The sequence below is a fragment of the Escherichia sp. HH091_1A genome (genome assembly GCF_030295175.1).
Lineage (GTDB): Bacteria > Pseudomonadota > Gammaproteobacteria > Enterobacterales > Enterobacteriaceae > Escherichia > Escherichia coli_F.
In genome coordinates, this window is the sequence record NZ_AP025747.1 from 5,410,841 (window position 1) to 5,430,097 (window position 19,257).

At 53.1% G+C, this 19,257-nt stretch carries 14 protein-coding genes and 3 pseudogenes; 11 read left to right on the plus strand and 6 right to left on the minus strand.

Translation table 11 applies throughout. The features are described 5' to 3' along the window. The first annotated feature begins 90 nt into the window (after window positions 1–90). The 3 genes and pseudogenes from gpJ to QUF14_RS26935 all read left to right on the plus strand — a co-directional run. Entirely contained in the window at window positions 91–3,786 is a 3,696-nt protein-coding gene (gpJ, locus tag QUF14_RS26925; protein ID WP_000514812.1) for a phage attachment tail tip protein J, read from the plus strand. Window positions 3,787–3,852: 66 nt separating this feature from the next. Continuing rightward, the gene (locus tag QUF14_RS26930) at window positions 3,853–4,452 is read left to right on the plus strand and encodes an Ail/Lom family outer membrane beta-barrel protein (protein ID WP_001230293.1); all 600 of its coding nucleotides are present in this window, start codon (window positions 3,853–3,855) and stop codon (window positions 4,450–4,452) included. Window positions 4,453–4,517: 65 nt separating this feature from the next. Continuing rightward, window positions 4,518–4,760, plus strand: a pseudogene (locus QUF14_RS26935) (prophage tail fiber N-terminal domain-containing protein); the annotation flags it as partial. 34 nt (window positions 4,761–4,794) lie between these two features. On the opposite strand, the gene QUF14_RS26940 reads toward QUF14_RS26935, so the two are convergent. Genes QUF14_RS26940 through tnpA form a run of 3 tightly spaced genes read right to left on the minus strand, consistent with a single transcriptional unit; the run spans window position 4,795 to window position 7,410 of the window. Beyond that, on the minus strand, window positions 4,795–6,366 hold the full coding sequence (locus QUF14_RS26940; RefSeq protein ID WP_000381395.1) for an IS66-like element ISCro1 family transposase: 1,572 nt from the start codon (window positions 6,364–6,366) through the stop codon (window positions 4,795–4,797). Between the two features lie 19 nt (window positions 6,367–6,385). After that, a complete protein-coding gene (gene tnpB, locus QUF14_RS26945) occupies window positions 6,386–6,733 on the minus strand; it encodes an IS66 family insertion sequence element accessory protein TnpB (RefSeq protein WP_000624622.1) in 348 nt (115 codons plus the stop codon). Continuing rightward, window positions 6,733–7,410, minus strand: a complete 678-nt coding sequence (gene tnpA / locus QUF14_RS26950; protein WP_100733974.1) for an IS66-like element accessory protein TnpA — start codon at window positions 7,408–7,410, stop codon at window positions 6,733–6,735. Before tnpA ends, tnpB begins: the two co-directional genes overlap by 1 nt. Window positions 7,411–7,461: 51 nt before the next feature. Between tnpA and QUF14_RS26955 the strand changes: the two are divergent. Beyond that, a pseudogene (locus tag QUF14_RS26955) lies at window positions 7,462–9,315 on the plus strand (tail fiber protein); the annotation flags it as partial. 14 nt (window positions 9,316–9,329) lie between these two features. Further along, window positions 9,330–9,902, plus strand: a complete 573-nt coding sequence (locus QUF14_RS26960; RefSeq protein WP_000701866.1) for a DUF4376 domain-containing protein — start codon at window positions 9,330–9,332, stop codon at window positions 9,900–9,902. A 324-nt stretch (window positions 9,903–10,226) separates the two neighbouring features. Here QUF14_RS26960 and QUF14_RS26965 read toward each other — a convergent pair whose 3' ends face one another. Then, window positions 10,227–10,475 carry a DinI-like family protein gene (locus tag QUF14_RS26965; RefSeq protein ID WP_001217550.1) on the minus strand — a complete coding sequence of 83 codons (249 nt, stop codon included), beginning with the start codon at window positions 10,473–10,475 and terminating at the stop codon, window positions 10,227–10,229. Between the two features lie 219 nt (window positions 10,476–10,694). Between QUF14_RS26965 and prfC the strand changes: the two genes are divergently transcribed. The 5 genes from prfC (at window position 10,695) to QUF14_RS26990 (ending at window position 15,543) form a co-directional block, all read left to right on the plus strand. Beyond that, complete coding sequence (gene prfC, locus QUF14_RS26970) at window positions 10,695–12,281, plus strand: peptide chain release factor 3 (protein ID WP_000202563.1); 1,587 nt, start codon at window positions 10,695–10,697, stop codon at window positions 12,279–12,281. A gap of 392 nt (window positions 12,282–12,673) precedes the next feature. Further along, complete coding sequence (osmY, locus tag QUF14_RS26975) at window positions 12,674–13,279, plus strand: molecular chaperone OsmY (protein WP_001295410.1); 606 nt, start codon at window positions 12,674–12,676, stop codon at window positions 13,277–13,279. Between the two features lie 128 nt (window positions 13,280–13,407). Beyond that, window positions 13,408–13,569 (plus strand): DUF1328 domain-containing protein, encoded by a 162-nt coding sequence (locus tag QUF14_RS26980; RefSeq protein WP_000490275.1) that lies wholly within the window; start codon window positions 13,408–13,410, stop codon window positions 13,567–13,569. A 121-nt stretch (window positions 13,570–13,690) separates the two neighbouring features. Beyond that, on the plus strand, window positions 13,691–14,764 hold the full coding sequence (locus QUF14_RS26985; RefSeq protein ID WP_000531528.1) for a patatin-like phospholipase family protein: 1,074 nt from the start codon (window positions 13,691–13,693) through the stop codon (window positions 14,762–14,764). Beyond that, window positions 14,761–15,543 (plus strand): metal-dependent hydrolase, encoded by a 783-nt coding sequence (locus tag QUF14_RS26990; RefSeq protein ID WP_100733589.1) that lies wholly within the window; start codon window positions 14,761–14,763, stop codon window positions 15,541–15,543. Before QUF14_RS26985 ends, QUF14_RS26990 begins: the two co-directional genes overlap by 4 nt. A gap of 129 nt (window positions 15,544–15,672) precedes the next feature. On the opposite strand, the gene QUF14_RS26995 is transcribed toward QUF14_RS26990, so the two are convergent. Both QUF14_RS26995 and QUF14_RS27000 read right to left on the minus strand, forming a co-directional pair. Then, complete coding sequence (locus QUF14_RS26995; protein ID WP_100733588.1) at window positions 15,673–16,536, minus strand: YjjW family glycine radical enzyme activase; 864 nt, start codon at window positions 16,534–16,536, stop codon at window positions 15,673–15,675. After that, window positions 16,508–18,058, minus strand: a pseudogene (locus tag QUF14_RS27000) (YjjI family glycine radical enzyme). Before QUF14_RS27000 ends, QUF14_RS26995 begins: the two are co-directional and overlap by 29 nt. A 258-nt stretch (window positions 18,059–18,316) precedes the next feature. Between QUF14_RS27000 and deoC the strand changes: the two are divergent. After that, the gene (gene deoC / locus QUF14_RS27005) at window positions 18,317–19,096 is read left to right on the plus strand and encodes a deoxyribose-phosphate aldolase (protein WP_001295412.1); all 780 of its coding nucleotides are present in this window, start codon (window positions 18,317–18,319) and stop codon (window positions 19,094–19,096) included. Window positions 19,097–19,257 lie beyond the last annotated feature (161 nt).

Below are 19,257 nucleotides of genomic sequence, written 5' to 3' on the forward strand. Positions count from 1 at the left end.
TCAGAATTTTTATTCAGTCATTATGATACAGGCATCCCCGGGGGGCCTGTTCTTTTGTGCGTAACAGTTATCACAGTAAAGGGTGAGGCAATGGGAAAAGGTGGCGGCAAGGCGCACACGCCAGTTGAGGCAAAGGACAATCTTAAGTCCACGCAGATGATGAGCGTGATTGATGCGATTGGAGAGGGACCGATAGAAGGCCCGGTGAAGGGACTGCAGAGTATCCTGGTGAATAAAACCCCGCTGACGGACACGGACGGCAATCCCGTGATACACGGTGTGACCGCCGTCTGGCGCGCCGGGGAGCAGGAGCAGACCCCGCCGGAAGGTTTTGAGTCCTCCGGGGCTGAAACTGCGCTGGGTGTGGAAGTGACGAAGGCAAAGCCGGTGACGCGTACCATCACGTCCGCGAACATTGACCGCCTGCGGGTCACCTTCGGGGTACAGTCACTGGTGGAGACCACCTCCAGGGGCGACCGTAATCCGGCTTCTGTTCGTCTGCTGATTCAGCTGCAGCGTAACGGTAGCTGGGTGACGGAAAAGGATGTCACCATTAACGGTAAGACCACCTCGCAGTACCTGACGTCGGTGATTCTGAATAATCTGCCTGAGCGCCCCTTTAACATCCGGATGGTCAGGGAGACGGCTGACAGCACCACGGACCAGCTGCAGAACAGAACGCTGTGGTCGTCATACACCGAAATCATCGATGTGGAACAGTGCTACCCGAACACGGCCATTGTGGGCCTGCAGGTGGATGCGGAGCAGTTTGGCGGTCAGCAGATAACTGTGAACTACCATATCCGCGGTCGCATCATTCAGGTGCCGTCAAACTATGACCCGGAAAAACGTACTTACAGCGGTATCTGGGACGGGTGTATGAAACCGGCCTGGAGCAACAACCCGGCCTGGTGCCTGTGGGACATGCTGACCCACCCGCGCTACGGGATGGGGAAACGTCTGGGGGCCGCAGACGTGGACAAATGGGCTCTGTATGCCATTGCGCAGTACTGCGACCAGCCGGTGCCGGATGGCTTCGGGGGGACCGAACCGCGGATGACGTTTAATGCGTACCTGTCACAACAGCGTAAGGCGTGGGATGTGCTCAGTGATTTCTGCTCGGCGATGCGCTGTATGCCGGTATGGAACGGGCAGACGCTGACGTTCGTGCAGGACCGCCCGTCGGATGTGGTGTGGCCCTACACCAACAGCGATGTGGTGGTGGATGATAACGGTGTGGGCTTCCGCTACAGCTTCAGCGCCCTGAAGGACCGGCACACGGCGGTGGAGGTGAATTACACCGACCCGCAGAACGGTTGGCAGACCTCCACTGAACTGGTGGAAGACCCGGAAGCCATACTGCGCTACGGACGTAATCTGCTGAAGATGGATGCGTTCGGCTGTACCAGTCGCGGTCAGGCTCACCGTGCCGGACTGTGGGTGATAAAGACCGAACTGCTGGAAACGCAGACGGTGGATTTCACGCTCGGATCACAGGGGCTGCGCCACACGCCCGGTGACATCATTGAAGTCTGTGATAACGACTACGCCGGGACCCTGACCGGCGGGCGCATTCTGAACATCGATGCCGCCAGTCTCACCCTGACGCTGGACCGGGAGGTGACGCTTCCGGAGACCGGTACCGCCACGGTGAACCTGATTAATGGCAGCGGTAAGCCGGTGAGTGTGGACATCACGGCACAGCCTGCTCCTGACCGGATACAGGTCAGCGCCCTGCCTGATGGCGTGGCGACATACGGGGTATGGGGGCTGAAAATTCCCGGCCTTCGACGTCGCCTGTTCCGCTGTGTGGCCATCCGGGAAAACACGGACGGCACCTTTGCCATCACGGCGGTGCAGCACGTACCGGAAAAAGAAGCCATTGTGGATAACGGGGCCACCTTTGAGCCGCTGTCCGGCTCCCTGAACAGCGTCACTCCTCCGGCAGTGCAGCACCTCACGGTGGAGGTGAGCGCGGATGATGGCCAGTATCTGGCGCAGGCGAAATGGGACACGCCGCGGGTGGTGAAGGGTGTGCGCTTCAGTCTGCGCCTGAACCGTGGAAGCGGTGAAGACAGCCGTCTGGTGACCAACGCCATCACTGCAGACACGGCGCACCGTTTCAGTGGTCTGCCACTGGGGGAATACACCCTGACGGTGCGGGCGATAAACAGTTATGGCCAGCAGGGGGAACCCGCCACCACCTCATTCCGGATTAACGCCCCGGCAGCGCCGTCACAGATTGAACTGATACCGGGGTATTTTCAGATAACGGCAGTCCCGCGTCTTGCGGTGTATGACCCGACGGTGCAGTTTGAGTTCTGGTTCTCGGAAAATCAGATTACGGATATCCGGCAGGTTGAAACCACAGCCCGCTATCTTGGTACGGCGATGTACTGGACAGCTGCCAGTATTAATATCAGGCCGGGCCATGATTATTACTTTTATATCCGCAGTGTGAACATCGTCGGTAAATCAGCGTTTGTGGAAGCTGTTGGCCAGCCGGTTAATGATGCTGAGGTGTATCTCAATTTTTTTGAAGGGAAAATAAACAGCACCCTGCTGGGGCAGGAGCTGAACGATCGTATTAATGCCTCGGCATTGCGCAGTGAAGTTGAGCAACTGGAGGATGAGATCAATCAGCAGATAGAGAGTGATATTGCTGAAGTGACCCAAAAAATCGGGGAGACAGAAAACAGCCTCACACAGCTGGTTGCGAAAAAAAATGATGAGCTGTCACTGGGTATATCACAGGTGAGCCAGAGAGTGGATAACGTCAGCAGCGAACTCACGCAGACGGTCAGTCAGAGTAATGAGGAGAATGCACGCCAGATAGCGCAGGTTCGCCAGTATGTGGATCAAAAAAGCAGTGAAATCATGACGACAACGGACCAGAAGCTGGGAGATCAGGAGGCCACCATCCAGCAGATACAAAAGGTTCAGACGGACACCAGTAATAACCTGAACAGTATGTGGGCCGTGAAACTGCAGCAGATGCAGGATGGTCGCCTTTATATTGCGGGTATCGGTGCCGGTATTGAGAACACCCCCGACGGCATGCAGAGTCAGGTGCTGCTGGCGGCAGACAGGATTGCGATGATTAATCCTGCAAATGGCAACACAAAACCGATGTTTGTTGGTCAGGGTGATCAGATATTCATGAATGAAGTGTTCCTGAAATATCTGACGGCTCCCACCATTACCAGCGGCGGTAATCCTCCTGCATTTTCCCTGACACCGGACGGAAAGCTGACCGCTAAAAATGCCGATATCAGCGGTAACGTGAATGCGAACTCCGGGACGCTCAACAACGTCACGATAAATGAGAACTGTCAGATTAAGGGGAAACTGTCAGCCAACCAGATTGAAGGCGATATTGTCAAAACGGTCAGCAAGTCTTTCCCCCGCACGAACAGTTATGCCAGTGGCACCATCACGGTAAGAATCAGTGATGATCAGAAATTTGACCGGCAGGTCATGATACCGCCAGTGTTGTTCCGTGGTGGTAAGCATGAGAATTTCAACAGTAATAACCAACAGTCATACTGGTATTCAACCTGCCGGTTAAGAGTGACCCGCAATGGTCAGGAGATTTTTAATCAGTCCACGACGGATGCTCAGGGCGTATTTTCCTCAGTTATAGATATGCCTGCCGGACAGGGGACGCTGACACTGACATTCACCGTATCTTCATCAGGAGCGAATAACTGGACACCAACAACCAGTATCAGCGATCTGCTGGTTGTGGTGATGAAGAAATCCACAGCAGGTATCAGTATCAGCTGAATTTTATAACCCATAACGGGCGTCAGAAATGACGCCTTTTTTATTGCAGAAAAGCGAGAGGTAATTATGCGTAAACTTTATGCCGCCATTTTGTCCGCAGCCATTTGTCTGGCCTTATCCGGTGCGCCTGCATGGGCGTCTGAACATCAGTCCACGCTGAGCGCGGGGTATCTTCATGTCTCGACGAACGTTCCCGGCAGCGATGATCTGAACGGGATTAACGTGAAATACCGTTATGAGTTTACGGACACACTGGGTATGGTGACGTCATTCAGCTATGCAGGAGACAAGAATCGCCAGCTGACCCGTTACAGCGATACCCGCTGGCATGAAGATTCCGTTCGTAACCGCTGGTTCAGCGTAATGGCGGGGCCGTCTGTGCGCGTGAATGAATGGTTCAGCGCGTATGCGATGGCGGGTGTGGCTTACAGCCGTGTGTCGACTTTCTCCGGGGATTATCTCCGCGTAACTGACAATAAGGGGAAAACGCACGATGTGCTGACCGGAAGTGATGACGGTCGCCACAGCAACACGTCTCTGGCGTGGGGAGCTGGCGTGCAGTTTAACCCGACCGAATCCGTGGCTATTGATATTGCTTATGAAGGCTCCGGCAGTGGCGACTGGCGCACTGACGGTTTCATCGTGGGTGTCGGTTATAAGTTCTGATTAGCCAGGTAACACAGTGTTATGACAGCCCGCCGGGTTCAGGCGGGCTTTTTTGTGGGGTGAATATGGCAGTAAAGATTTCAGGTGTCCTGAAGGACGGAGCAGGTGAGCCTGTCGTAAACTGTGCGATTGAATTGCGAGCCAGAAGAACCAGTCCGACAGTTGTGGTTAATATTGTGGCAACCTGTCTTACGGGAAGTGATGGCGGGTATACTATTAATGCTGAGCCGGGATTTTATGATGTATTTTTGTCCCGCTCAGGGCATCCTCCTGTAAAGGCGGGGGAAATTTATGTTGCACCGACAGATGAGCGTAAGCGACTCGTCAGAACCGTATTGATATTTACTGAGAGCTCAGATCAACTTTCCAGGGCAACAGATCGCGTACCCGGTTTGCCGGCCAGTCCTGGATATGTTCAATGACGTAACGCAGCCACTTTTCTGGCTCCACATTGTTCAGACGGCATGTGCCGATCAGCGAGTACAACACCGCCGCATGTTCACCACCGCTGTCGGAACCCGCGAACATCCAGTTTTTCCGGCCTACGGCCACTCCCCGTAAGGCGTTCTCTGCGATGTTGTTGTCGATTTCCACCCAGCCATTACTGCAGTACACGTTCAGTGCATCCCACTGTTTCAGCAGGTATGCGAACGCTTTTGCCGTATCTGAGTGACGCGACAGTGTTTTCATCTGTTGCTGTATCCAGTCATACAGTGACTGCATCAGTGGCGCGGCTCTGGCTTTTCTTGCCGCCAGACGCTGTTCTGCTGAACAGCCCCGGACCTCTGCCTCGATGGCATACAGTTCACCGATACGCTGCAGGGCTTCCGTGGTGATGTAGGTGGGCGCTCTTGCATGCACATCGTGGATTTTTCTCCGGGCATGAGCCATACACGCGGCTTCCGTTATTCTGCCGGATTCGTATAACGCCCGGTAACCACCGTAAGCATCGGCCTGAAGCACACCGCTGTAACCGGCCAGGTGATTTTGTGGATGGATACCTTTCCGGTCCGGACTGTACGCGAACCAGACCGCCGGGGGCATCTGTGAACCGGCGTTACGGTCATCACGGACGTAGACCCACAGCCGGGCTGTCCGGGTTTTACCGCTGCCCGGCTCCTGGACCGGGACGGGGATATCATCAGCATGGACTTTACCGGGCATCAGCACATACTGGCGCAGGACGTCATACAGCGGCTCCAGCAGTTCAGCAACAGCACCTGTCCAGCGCCCCAGTGTGGCACGGCTCAGCTCCACTCCCTGACGACGGTATATTTCTGACTGGCGGTATAACGGCAGATGGTCTGCATATTTCCCGGTGACAACATGGGCCAGAAGCCCCGCTCCGGCATAACTGCGTGCAATGGGTTTTGAAGGTACTGGTGCCTGCACGATATGGTCGCACCGGCAACAGGCCTGTTTCGGACGTTGTGTTTCGATAACCTTAAAGGCGCTGCTGATAAGCTCCAGTTGCTCTGACACATCACATCCCAGAGAACTGAGTTCACCACCACAGGCAGGACAGCATTCCTCTTCCGGCCGGATAACCCGGGTTTCACGGGGAAGTGAGGCCGGTAACGGTTTACGGGCTGAAGACTGGCGCAGGGCGGATGGCAGTACCGGGTCATATTGCTCACCCAGCGTTTCCGCCATTTCTTCCTGAAGTGCGCTGATTCGCTCCTGTGCTTCCTGTATCTGCCGTTCGGTTTTTGCACGAAGTTTTTCTGAGCTTTTACCGAACTGCATACGTTGCAGTTTCGCAACCAGCGCCTTCAGCCGGTTGATTTCGGAAGCATAAGCCGCCACCCGCTGTGAGAGCAGGCGGTTGTATTCAGCCATCTGGCGGATGGTGTCCTGTTGCGTCTGCAACAGTGCCCGCAGGCGGGCGTTCTCATGAGCAAGTGAGGTGTCCATATCCTCACTTTACAACGGGTTATATGCGGATTCCAGCGCGTTCCGTTCGTTTCGGGTGCTTCCAGTTGATACCTTCAAGAAGCATGGATAACTGAGCCGGAGTAAGGTGCACCTTGCCGTCACGGGTGACTGGCCAGACGAAGCGGCCCCGCTCCAGGCGTTTGGTGAAGAGGCACAGTCCGTCACTGTCAGCCCACAACACTTTTATCTGGTCACCCCGGCGTCCGCGGAAGATGAACAGGTGTCCGGAGAACGGGTCATCCTTCAGGACGTTCTGAACTTTTGATGCCAGGCCGTTAAAGCCATTTCGCATATCGGTGATACCTGCAACCAGCCAGATACGCGAACCTGCAGGGAGAGATATCATCAGTGGCTGCTCCCTTTTATTTCGCGGATAAGTGTCTGTAATAACGCCGGCGTCAGTTTACCTTTAAGCCTGAGAGTTCCGGCCGGCAGAACCAGCTCACAACACAGACTGTCGGACGGTGTATTTATCTGCTCTGGTTCCTGTGCGGGGGCCGGGATTTTATTATCCGGCTCCGGCGTTAACGTCACGGGAAGCAGTGCCGGCATATTTTTTCCGGAAGGCAGCAGGCCACCTTTCCGGTATTGATGGCGCCAGTTGAAGAGCAGGTTATCGTTGATTCCGTTTTCCCGGGCGATCTGCGCCACACAGGCTCCGGGCTGCAGTGACTTCTCCACTAAGGCGATTTTAAACTCATAAGGGAAGTTGGGCCGCCGGGGACGTTTTTTTACCACGGGGGCTTCGGATATAACGGTGCTTTCAGGACGTACGACTGGTACCGTGGAAAATTGTCCGTAAAGGCAGGCATCAAGTTCCTGCTCCGACATGCCTGCGGGCAAAGGCCACGAAAGGCCAGCTCTCCGAAAGCGCACGAACATACTACAAACTGTTGATTTTGGTACACCCAGGCGACGCCCGGCCACAACCCGGGGTAAATGTTCTTCAAAGTGAAGACGTAAAGCTTCAGTGATCCAGGTCCGGTGTTTCATACGATAGTGTCCATTAAAAATGATGGACATTATTTTTGTAGAGCCGGAGGAAACAGACCAGACGGTTTAAATGAGCCGGTTACAGATGAGCCGGATACGCTGAATGCTTTTCTGGATGCACCAAAGGAGGGTGATTTACGCCCTGAGGTAATGAAGCGTTTTGAGGAAATGGTAAATACCGTTGTTCGCTTGTCTGAGCAGGTGGTCAGTGACAGGGAGAGAGCAGAAACAGCTGCTGATGATGCAATCAATGCAGCAACATCTGCGGCGGTTAGTAAGGATGAGGCAGAAGAGCTAAAAAATCAGACACAGCAGAGCGCCGAAGCTGCAGCCGGAAACGCACAGCAGACGGCACAGGATGTGACGACAACCGCAACGGCCCGTGATGATGCGGAACGTTTTGCGGGTGAGGCAGAAAACAGCGCACAGTCATCAGGCACAGCGCGGGACGAATCAGTCGATGCCGCCGAACGCGCCCGCCTTTATCATAATGCCGCATCATCAGCAGCGACCAGTTCAGAACTGTCGGCAAATGCGGCGCTGGGGCACAAAAACAGTGCCGCCGAATACGCCCGACAGGCTAAAGCCAGCCAGGATGCAGGTGCAGACAATGCGCAGGAAGCGAAACAGTACAGGGATGAGACGCAGCAGATAGTTGATGACCTGAATGCAACAAATGCCTCCACGACAGAAAAAGGTCTGGTGCAACTCTGTAGTGACACGGATAACGACAGCGAGGAACTGGCTGCCACGCCAAAGGCTGTCAAAACCGTCATGGAGGAGACGAAAACAAAAGCGCCACTGGACAGCCCGGCCTTCACCGGCACCCCAACCACCCCAACCCCACCGGATGATGCCGCCGGTCTGGAAGCAGCGAACGCAGCGTTTGTGCGCAAACTGCTTGCTGCGCTGGTTGGCTCATCGCCGGAAGTTCTGGACACCCTGAACGAGCTGGCAGCGGCGCTGGGCAATGACCCGAACTTTGCGACGACAATCACAAACGCGCTGGCAGGCAAACAACCGCTTAATGACGTCTTAACGGCAATCAGCGCACTGACGCAACGGGCAGATAATCTTCTGTACTTCAATACGGACGGGAATGCCTCACTGTCTCTGCTGTCAGAGAAGGGCCGCGCATTACTGGCGCATGACACGGCTGAAGCCATGCGCACGGAGCTTGAGCTGAACGCGGCTGCGACGATGGAACCCCAGAGTGATATCCGTGACCGCACACCGGGCAGGCTGGCCCTGTCCGGGATGTATGGGTTTGGACAGGCATTCACCAGCACTGACGCTCTGGCGTTTGAGGGGCTGTCTGATTTCGTTGAGTGGTTGAAGAAAGTCACGCCGGGGCGGTATGCGGTCAGTATTACAGACTCCTCGCAACTGCTTACCGGTACCACGCAATTTAACGGCATTATTGATGTGATGTGGTCACCGTACGCCAACAGTGAATCCGACACAGTCCGCAAATTTAAAACCCTGATGTGCTACAACCAGTATTATCAGGGTGAACACTGTATTCACTATATGCAGTACCGGTACAACGACAGCGATAACAGCTGGAACATGTCATCGCGGGTAGTTGTATACGACGGAGATTCACTGGCGTACCTGCTGTCCAGGATGGCGGGCTCAGGCTCATATTATAAATACCCGGCCGTTGGTGTGCCGATTATGGCGGCATATCAGGGGGAGAGTTTTGGTGCAGATGCGTCTCTGGGGCTCGGTGATATTGTGCCGGGTTCCCGTCTTGGCCCTCTGGCTATGAGTGCACGGGTTAGCGATACAGGGACATACGCATCCTCACCGCAGGTTGTGATTGGCGGTGCTGGTGAATACAACTTCCCCGGTCGTTACACGGCGCTTTCGGGGACCCGCATTAGTCACGATACAACGCGTGGCTATATCGGTCTTTTTGTACGCATTGAGTAATAAGGAAATAAGACATGAAAATCAGAGCGGTGAAAGGCATCAGAAACGCGCATTATCTTGAAAATGGTGCGGTTGACTGCGAGGTGTTATTTGAAGGTGAAACGGAGTTCGTCCTGTATACCGCCATACAGGATGATATGGCCCCGACAGGCCAGCATGTCTGGCAGGAGCTGCAAAGCGGGAAATGGGGCGAAATCGCCCCGTTCACCGTCACGCCGGAACTTATTGCAGCGGCAAAGGATGCCAAAAGGCGGGAAATTGAGGCATGGCGCGACAGTCAGGAAAACGTTGAGTTTATTTTCACGTTTGATGGCCGTCGTTTTGATGGCGGAAAAACCTCGCAGTCACGCCTTGCGCCCGTGGTTGCAACAGCGCAGGCCGGGCTGCTTCCGGATGGTTTTTTCTGGACTGATGCGGATAATAACAACGTCATACTGACCAGGGAGAAACTTATTGCGCTGAACGATGCCATGATGGTGGCCATGGTGGCGGAGGGCTTTAAAATCCACGAACGCCAGCGCGAGATGAAGGAACAACTGAATAATCTGGATGATTTGCGTTCAATCAGAGCGTTTGACGTGACGTAATTGGTAGGTTGCGTCATGTTGAATTGTTACTCTTAGTTACAAATAGAAAAGCCTCTGACTTCACAATCAGAGGCTTTTTTGAAATGCACGTGCATTTTGCGTGTATATTTTTGTCTTTTTTAAGTCCGCTTACTGTCTGGTCAGTGTCCGTAAGTGGCTGTTTTTATTGCCGCTGTCCGGTTGCAGTCCTATCAAAAGTGGTGGAGCTGGCGGGAGTTGAAACCGCAGGCACGTCGTATGCAAGAACGTGCTGCGGCTGGCTGGTGAACTTCCGATAGTGCGAGTATTGAATTATTTCCAGCCGTTACCGATTTTACGTGTCTATTAGTGAACAAACCACTCGTCAGCAGACTCCCAAGTATCTTTCAGAGTCTCCTGAACAAATGTTTTTGCAGAATCCTTATCTGCGGTGCGTGTAACAGAAAGCCCGTCATTGCTGGTGGCTTTTACGATTACTTCTACATCGTCATAACGCTTACTGATGCGCCGAGTTAATTCTTCCTTTAACGCATCAACAGCACCGCTTGGCATTTTAGTCATTTTCTCTTTGGCTATGCAGATCTCAATACGCATAAAAATCCCTCTATACTGTATTTGTATACAGCACTATTTTTGACTGTATGAATAAACAGTGTCAATAGAGTAAAGATTGCTGCATGTACAAATGTTCTTTGGCTACAAATACACCTACTGATCATGTTCTGCTATGCTCTGATACCTCCAAAATGTACAATCAGCGGCATGAATTTTTCTTTGTACATATGATTGTACATAATCAAAGAGACAACAATTATGACAAGCCTTTTGGCCGCAGAGGTAGCGAAAAGAAGAACCTTTGCAATTATTTCTCACCCGGACGCCGGTAAAACGACCATCACCGAGAAGGTGCTGCTGTTCGGACAGGCCATTCAGACTGCCGGTACAGTAAAAGGCCGTGGTTCCAACCAGCACGCTAAGTCGGACTGGATGGAGATGGAAAAGCAGCGTGGGATCTCCATTACCACGTCTGTGATGCAGTTTCCGTATCACGACTGCCTGGTTAACCTGCTCGACACCCCCGGGCACGAAGACTTCTCGGAAGATACCTATCGTACCCTGACGGCGGTGGACTGCTGCCTGATGGTTATCGACGCTGCAAAAGGTGTTGAAGATCGTACCCGTAAGCTGATGGAAGTTACCCGTCTGCGCGATACGCCGATCCTCACCTTTATGAACAAACTTGACCGTGATATCCGCGATCCGATGGAGCTGCTCGATGAAGTTGAGAACGAGCTGAAAATCGGCTGTGCGCCGATCACCTGGCCGATTGGCTGCGGCAAGCTGTTTAAAGGCGTTTACCACCTTTATAAAGACGAAACCTATCTCTATCAGAGCGGTAAAGGTCACACCATTCAGGAAGTCCGTATTGTTAAAGGGCTGAATAACCCGGATCTCGATGCTGCGGTTGGTGAAGATCTGGCACAGCAGCTGCGTGACGAACTGGAACTGGTGAAAGGCGCGTCTAACGAGTTCGACAAAGAATTGTTCCTTGCGGGCGAAATTACTCCAGTGTTCTTTGGTACTGCGCTGGGTAACTTCGGCGTCGATCATATGCTGGATGGCCTGGTAGAGTGGGCACCTGCGCCGATGCCGCGTCAGACTGATACCCGTACCGTAGAGGCGAGCGAAGATAAATTTACCGGCTTCGTATTTAAAATTCAGGCCAACATGGACCCGAAACACCGCGACCGCGTGGCGTTTATGCGCGTGGTATCCGGTAAATATGAAAAAGGCATGAAGCTGCGCCAGGTGCGCACCGCGAAAGATGTGGTGATCTCCGACGCGCTGACCTTTATGGCGGGCGACCGTTCGCATGTTGAAGAAGCGTATCCGGGCGACATCCTTGGTCTGCACAACCACGGCACTATTCAGATCGGCGACACCTTTACCCAGGGTGAGATGATGAAGTTCACCGGTATCCCGAACTTTGCGCCGGAACTGTTCCGTCGTATCCGCCTGAAAGATCCGCTGAAGCAAAAACAGCTGCTCAAAGGGCTGGTACAGCTTTCCGAAGAGGGCGCGGTGCAGGTGTTCCGTCCGATCTCCAACAACGACCTGATCGTTGGTGCGGTTGGTGTGCTGCAGTTTGATGTGGTGGTAGCGCGCTTGAAGAGCGAATACAACGTTGAAGCAGTGTATGAGTCAGTCAACGTTGCCACTGCACGCTGGGTAGAATGTGCGGACGCGAAGAAATTCGAAGAGTTCAAGCGTAAGAACGAAAGCCAACTGGCGCTTGATGGCGGCGATAACCTCGCTTACATCGCTACCAGCATGGTCAACCTGCGCCTGGCGCAGGAACGTTATCCGGACGTTCAGTTCCACCAGACTCGCGAGCATTAATTCTTGCCTCCAGGGCGCGGTAGCCGCTGCGCCCTGTCAATTTCCCTTCCTTATTAGCCGCTTACGGAATGTTCTTAAAACATTCACTTTTACTTATGTTTTAGGGGATATCCCGAGCGGTTTCAAAATTGTGATCTATATTTAACAAAGTAATGACATTTCTGGCGGCGTTAAATACCGTTCAATGCGTAGATATCAGTATCTAAAGCCGTCGATTGTCATTCTACCGATATTAATAACTGATTCAGAGGCTGTAATGGTCGTTATTCATCAGCCATCGCTTTTGTGATAGCGACCATTGACTTCTGTAGAGGGTGAAGCCTCTCCCTATTCAGCAATGCAACCTCGTGTTGCCAGGCTCAAATTATGAGCAAACATACAGGAATAAATCGATGACTATGACAAGACTGAAGATTTCGAAAACTCTGCTGGCTGTAATGTTGACCTCTGCCGTCGCGACCGGCTCTGCCTACGCAGAAAACAACGCGCAGACAACCAATGAAAGTGCAGGGCAAAAAGTCGATAGCTCTATGAATAAAGTCGGTAATTTCATGGATGACAGCGCTATCACCGCGAAAGTGAAGGCGGCCCTGGTGGATCATGACAACATCAAGAGCACCGATATCTCTGTCAAAACCGATCAAAAAGTCGTGACCCTGAGCGGTTTCGTTGAAAGCCAGGCCCAGGCCGAAGAGGCAGTGAAAGTGGCGAAAGGCGTTGAAGGCGTGACCTCTGTCAGCGACAAACTGCACGTTCGCGACGCTAAAGAAGGCTCTGTGAAGGGCTACGCGGGTGACACCGCCACCACCAGTGAAATCAAAGCCAAACTGCTGGCGGACGATATCGTCCCTTCACGTAAAGTGAAAGTTGAAACCACCGATGGTGTGGTTCAGCTCTCCGGTACCGTAGATTCTCAGGCACAAAGTGACCGTGCTGAAAGTATCGCCAAAGCGGTAGATGGTGTGAAAAGCGTTAAAAATGATCTGAAAACTAAGTAATTCGTCGTAATTCGACCTCCCGAACTTTGTCGGGAGGCGCGATGTGCACCACACTAAAAATATCGCATTGAGTGATTTTCACGCTCATATCAAGCGGTGACATTAACTATGGTAAAGGAGACGCTTATATGTTTCGTTGGGGCATCATATTTCTGGTTATCGCGTTAATCGCCGCCGCACTTGGGTTTGGTGGTCTGGCCGGTACCGCTGCGGGCGCAGCTAAAATTGTCTTTGTCGTCGGGATTATTCTGTTCCTGGTGAGTTTGTTCATGGGCCGAAAACGACCCTAGATTTCAGACCATTAAGAAAATTTTATCCAAAGCCAGTCCAGCGGACTGGCTTTTGCGGTTTTAGCGAATAATAAATTGCGTTACTTTGTCATTCTTTCACAACAAAAACAGGAAGGCAGAGGTGGGGCAGCGAATACCTGTAACGCTTGGTAATATTGCGCCGTTGTCGCTAAGGCCGTTCCAGCCTGGACGAATAGCTCTGGTGTGCGAAGGCGGCGGGCAGCGTGGAATTTTCACGGCTGGCGTGCTGGATGAGTTTATGCGTGCGCAGTTTAATCCTTTCGATCTTTATCTCGGCACATCTGCCGGGGCGCAGAACCTCTCGGCGTATATCTGCAATCAGCCCGGTTACGCGCGCAAAGTCATCATGCGTTACACCACAAAACGCGAATTTTTCGATCCATTGCGCTTTGTCCGTGGAGGAAATCTTATCGATCTCGACTGGCTGGTGGAGGCCACCGCAAGCCAGATGCCGTTGCAAATGGACACCGCAGCGCGGCTATTTGACAGCGGCAAATCGTTTTATATGTGCGCCTGTCGTCAGGATGACTACGCGCCGAATTACTTTTTACCAACCAAACAAAACTGGCTGGATGTGATTCGCGCCTCCAGTGCAATACCTGGCTTTTATCGTAGCGGAGTGTCGCTGGAAGGCATTAATTACCTGGATGGCGGGATCAGTGATGCGATCCCGGTTAAAGAGGCAGCAAGGCAGGGCGCAAAAACGTTAGTCGTCATCCGCACTGTGCCGTCACAAATGTACTACACGCCGCAGTGGTTCAAACGCATGGAACGCTGGCTGGGTGACAGTAGCCTGCAGCCGCTGGTCAATCTGGTGCAGCATCATGAAACCAGCTATCGTGAGATTCAGCAATTTATTGAGAAACCACCGGGCCAGTTGAGGATATTCGAAATTTATCCGCCGAAGCCATTACATAGTATCGCGCTCGGCAGTCGGATTCCGGCGCTGCGTGAAGACTATAAACTTGGGCGTTTATGCGGGCGTTATTTTCTGGCAACGGTCGGTAAGTTATTGACTGAAAAAGCGCCGCTGAGCCGCCATCTGGTGCCGGTGGTGACGCCGGAGTCGATCGTTATTCCGCCTGCACCCGTCGCCAACGATACGCTGGTTACCGAGGTGATAGACGCTCCACAGGCGAACGACCCGACATTTAACAATGAGGATTTGGCTTGATTTGCCGTTTTATCGACACCCACTGCCATTTTGATTTCCCGCCGTTTAGTGGCGATGAAGAGGCCAGCCTGCAACGCGCGGCACAAGCGGGCGTAGGCAAGATCATTGTTCCGGCCACCGAGGCGGCAAATTTTGCCCGCGTGCAGGCGTTAGCGGAAAATTATCAACCGCTGTATGCCGCTTTAGGGTTGCATCCGGGGATGTTGGAAAAACATAACGATGCATCGCTGGATCAGTTACAGCAGGCGTTGGGAAGACGTCCGACGAAGGTGGTGGCGGTGGGGGAGATCGGCCTGGATCTCTTTGGTGACGATCCGCAATTTGAGAGGCAGCAGTGGTTGCTTGATGAACAACTGAAACTGGCGAAACGCTACGATCTGCCGGTGATCCTTCATTCACGGCGCACGCACGACAAACTGGCGATGCATCTTAAACGCCAAAATTTGCCACGCACTGGTGTGGTTCATGGTTTTTCTGGCAGCCTGCAACAGGCCGAACGGTTTGTGCAGCTGGGCTACAAAATTGGCGTAGGCGGTACTATCACCTATCCACGCGCCAGTAAAACCCGCGATGTCATCGCAAAGCTGCTGCTGGCATCGATGTTGCTGGAGACCGACGCACCAGATATGCCGCTCAATGGTTTTCAGGGGCAGCCTAATCGCCCTGAACAGGCCGCCCGTGTGTTTGCCGTGCTGTGCGAGTTACGCCCGGAACCCGCGGATGAGATTGCCGAAGTGTTGCTTAATAACACGTATGCGGTGTTTAACGTTCGTGGGTAGTCTGCCCTTCGTAAGCCGGATAAGGCGTTCACACCGCATCCGGCAATCGGCGCAGAATGCCTGATGCGACGCTGACGCGTCTTATCATGCCTACAAGTCTGTGCCGAACCGTAGGCCGCATCCGGCATGTCACAAATACAGCGCCGGAAATATCAACCGACTTACCCCGCGCTCCCGTAACGCATCAGCTAATTGCTCAACGTCTTGCGGCGTGGCGCTCGCCCAGCTTTGCGCCTCGCCATACACGCCGTGGGCATGAAACGCGTTCAGGCGTACCGGAACATCGCCAAGTCCCTTGATAAACGCCGCCAGCTCATCGATATGCTGCAAATAATCCACGTGGCCTGGGATTACCAGCAAACGCAGTTCTGCCAGTTTGCCGCGCTCGGCAAGCAGACTAATGCTGCGCTTGATCTGCTGATTATCGCGTCCGGTTAGCTGTTGATGACATTCGCTTCCCCACGCTTTGAGATCGAGCATCGCGCCGTCGCACACTGGGAGTAATTTTTCCCAGCCGGTTTCGCTCAACATGCCGTTACTGTCCACCAGACAGGTGAGATGGCGCAGTTGTGGATCGTTTTTGATGGCAGTAAACAGCGCCACCACAAACGGCAACTGGGTCGTGGCTTCACCGCCGCTTACCGTTATCCCTTCAATAAACAGCACCGCTTTGCGGACGTGACTAAGCACCTCGTCCACGTTCATGGATTGCGCCATCGGCGTAGCGTGTTGTGGACACATCTTCAGGCAGGTATCACACTGCTCACAGACGGCTGCGTTCCACACTACTTTGCTGTTAACAATCTGCAACGCCTGATGCGGACACTGTGGCACGCACTCCCCGCAATCATTACAGCGCCCCATTGTCCACGGATTGTGACAGTTTTTGCAGCGCAGATTACAGCCCTGTAAAAACAGAGCCAGACGACTGCCTGGCCCGTCAACGCAGGAGAAGGGGATAATCTTACTGACTAAAGCGCATCTGCTGTTCATGGCTTATCACGCGCGGCTGGCGTTCCAGAATACGAGTGTTGCGTGCGGCTTCTTCTCCCAGCCAGGTGGTATTGGTACGTGAGCCTTCGGCACGATATTTTTCCAGATCCGACAAACGCACCATATAACCGGTAACGCGAACCAGATCGTTACCGCTGACATTGGCGGTAAATTCACGCATTCCGGCTTTAAAGGCACCGAGGCAAAGCTGTACCAGCGCCTGCGGATTACGTTTGATGGTTTCGTCGAGCGTCAAAATGTCGCTGATGCCGGAATAATAATAAGCATGATGCGGGGCGACAGTTTGCAGATGGGTGATCGGATCTTGCTCATCGCCATACGGCAAACGCGCGCCCGGCGTGGTGCCGATATCGGAACTTATCCCCGACTGTGCGTGTAACATGGCGCGTTTTTGCCAGCCATCTTTCACGGGGGTATTGGCGACAAACTCCGCCAGTTGCGCGCTGATGCGATAACCCACTTCATTTGCAGCGGCTTCTTTACCGTAACGTGCGGCAATTCCTTCTTTCTCACACAACAAGTTAACCGCCTCTGCCAGTCCGTACATGCCAAACATTGGCACAAAACGTTCAGGGTTAATCAGCCCTTCTTTCACCAGGAAGCTATTCTCAAAGAAGTGTGATTGTTGATAGAGGAATTCACACCGCGCATCGATGATGGCGATTTGCTGCTGGCAGTAGTGCGGTAGAGTGCGCGTAAAGAAGTCATCCAGCGATTCACTGCGCTCGGCAATGGCTTTCAGGTTAAGGCGTACCAGCGTGCTGCCACCACCCGCCAGCGGCAGTGAGTTGTAACAGCTCACAATCCCGTAGCCCCCTTTTGTGAAAATTTTATCATGCACGGGACCGTTGGCGATGTGCGGTTTGCTACATTCACAGATGTTTTTCGCCACTTCCAGCAGCAGGTCATCAGGGGTGATTTCAGGATCGTAGATAAAAGTCAGGTTCGGTGAAACCTGCTTCAGCTATGAATCTGCCCGTAAAATCGCACGGGTAATGGGCGAATCAGACGGGCCAATATTGGCGTGCATAAAGGCATCTGGCAGGGTTCTATCGAGGTAACGCCAGAAACGTTTTATTCGAATATCGATCTCGTTTTGTGTTAGAATTCTAACATACGGTTGCAACAACGCATCCAGTTGCCCCAGGTAGACCGGCATCGATGTGACCGAAGGAACGTGGTGGTAAAGAATGGTCAGCAGAGAGAGTGCGTCATCAAGATCTTTTGCGCCTTCCAGCTCCAGCCATTCGGAACCGTTGGCCAAAAAACGGGCGTAATCGGGTAAGACATAGCGCGGTTTATACGGCGCATGACCTTCAAACATATCGCAGATTACACCTTCATCCAGCGCGCGGCGGGCTTCGGCAGGAAGCTGTGGGTAAGGCAGATTGTTTTCTGCTTCCAGCGCCAGAAAATGGCGCTTCTGCTCCGGGCTAAGTACCGGACTGGTGACAATTTGCTGGCAACGTTGTTGCAGTGCATTTTCATGAGAAGTGGGCATCTTCTGTTCCTTTTTATGCCGAAGGTGATGCGCCATTGTAAGAAGTTTCGTGATGTTCACTTTGATCCTGATGCGTTTGCCACCACTGACGCATTCATTTGAAAGTGAATTATTTGAACCAGATTGCATTACAGTAATGCAATTTTGTAAGTAGATTTCCTTAATTGTGATGTATATCGAAGTGTGTTGCGGAGTCGATGTTAGAATACTAACAAACTCGCAAGGTGAATTTTATTGGCGACAAGCCAGGAGAATGAAATGACTGATCTGAAAGCAAGCAGCCTGCGTGCACTGAAATTGATGGACCTGACCACCCTGAATGACGACGATACCGACGAGAAAGTGATCGCCCTGTGTCATCAGGCCAAAACTCCGGTCGGTAATACCGCCGCTATCTGTATCTATCCTCGCTTTATCCCGATTGCTCGCAAGACGCTGAAAGAGCAGGGTACCCCGGAAATCCGTATCGCTACGGTAACCAACTTCCCACACGGTAACGACGATATCGAAATCGCGCTGGCCGAAACTCGCGCGGCAATCGCCTACGGTGCCGATGAAGTTGATGTGGTGTTCCCGTACCGTGCGCTGATGGCGGGTAACGAGCAGGTTGGTTTTGACCTGGTGAAAGCCTGTAAAGAGGCTTGCGCGGCAGCGAATGTACTGCTGAAAGTGATCATCGAAACCGGCGAACTGAAAGACGAAGCGCTGATCCGCAAAGCGTCTGAAATCTCCATCAAAGCGGGTGCTGATTTCATCAAAACCTCTACCGGTAAAGTAGCAGTGAACGCGACGCCAGAAAGCGCGCGCATCATGATGGAAGTGATCCGTGATATGGGCGTAGAGAAAACCGTTGGTTTCAAACCGGCGGGCGGCGTGCGTACTGCGGAAGATGCGCAGAAATATCTCGCGATTGCAGATGAACTGTTCGGTGCTGACTGGGCAGATGCGCGTCACTACCGCTTTGGTGCTTCCAGCCTGCTGGCAAGCTTGCTGAAAGCGCTGGGCCACGGCGACGGTAAGAGCGCCAGTAGCTACTAAGCTGCCTTTTGCCAGAGGGGGGATGCCGGATTCGGCGCGAACGCCTTATCCGGCCTACGGGACGATTGCCGTGTAGGCAGGATAAGAAGCGGTCAGCATCAGGCAATAACAACATCCGCCATCTGGCAACAATGCCTTCAAACTTATTCCACGGGAGGTTA

Excerpts from the sequence above, each read along its gene's own strand:
- gpJ (WP_000514812.1), top strand. The coding sequence starts at position 91 with ATGGGAAAAGGTGGCGGCAAGGCGCACACGCCAGTTGAGGCAAAGGAC.
- QUF14_RS26930 (WP_001230293.1), top strand. The coding sequence starts at position 3,853 with ATGCGTAAACTTTATGCCGCCATTTTGTCCGCAGCCATTTGTCTGGCC.
- QUF14_RS26940 (WP_000381395.1), bottom strand. The coding sequence starts at position 6,366 with ATGGACACCTCACTTGCTCATGAGAACGCCCGCCTGCGGGCACTGTTG.
- tnpB (WP_000624622.1), bottom strand. The coding sequence starts at position 6,733 with ATGATATCTCTCCCTGCAGGTTCGCGTATCTGGCTGGTTGCAGGTATC.
- tnpA (WP_100733974.1), bottom strand. The coding sequence starts at position 7,410 with ATGTCCATCATTTTTAATGGACACTATCGTATGAAACACCGGACCTGG.
- QUF14_RS26960 (WP_000701866.1), top strand. The coding sequence starts at position 9,330 with ATGAAAATCAGAGCGGTGAAAGGCATCAGAAACGCGCATTATCTTGAA.
- QUF14_RS26965 (WP_001217550.1), bottom strand. The coding sequence starts at position 10,475 with ATGCGTATTGAGATCTGCATAGCCAAAGAGAAAATGACTAAAATGCCA.
- prfC (WP_000202563.1), top strand. The coding sequence starts at position 10,695 with ATGACAAGCCTTTTGGCCGCAGAGGTAGCGAAAAGAAGAACCTTTGCA.
- osmY (WP_001295410.1), top strand. The coding sequence starts at position 12,674 with ATGACTATGACAAGACTGAAGATTTCGAAAACTCTGCTGGCTGTAATG.
- QUF14_RS26980 (WP_000490275.1), top strand. The coding sequence starts at position 13,408 with ATGTTTCGTTGGGGCATCATATTTCTGGTTATCGCGTTAATCGCCGCC.
- QUF14_RS26995 (WP_100733588.1), bottom strand. The coding sequence starts at position 16,536 with ATGAACAGCAGATGCGCTTTAGTCAGTAAGATTATCCCCTTCTCCTGC.
- deoC (WP_001295412.1), top strand. The coding sequence starts at position 18,317 with ATGACTGATCTGAAAGCAAGCAGCCTGCGTGCACTGAAATTGATGGAC.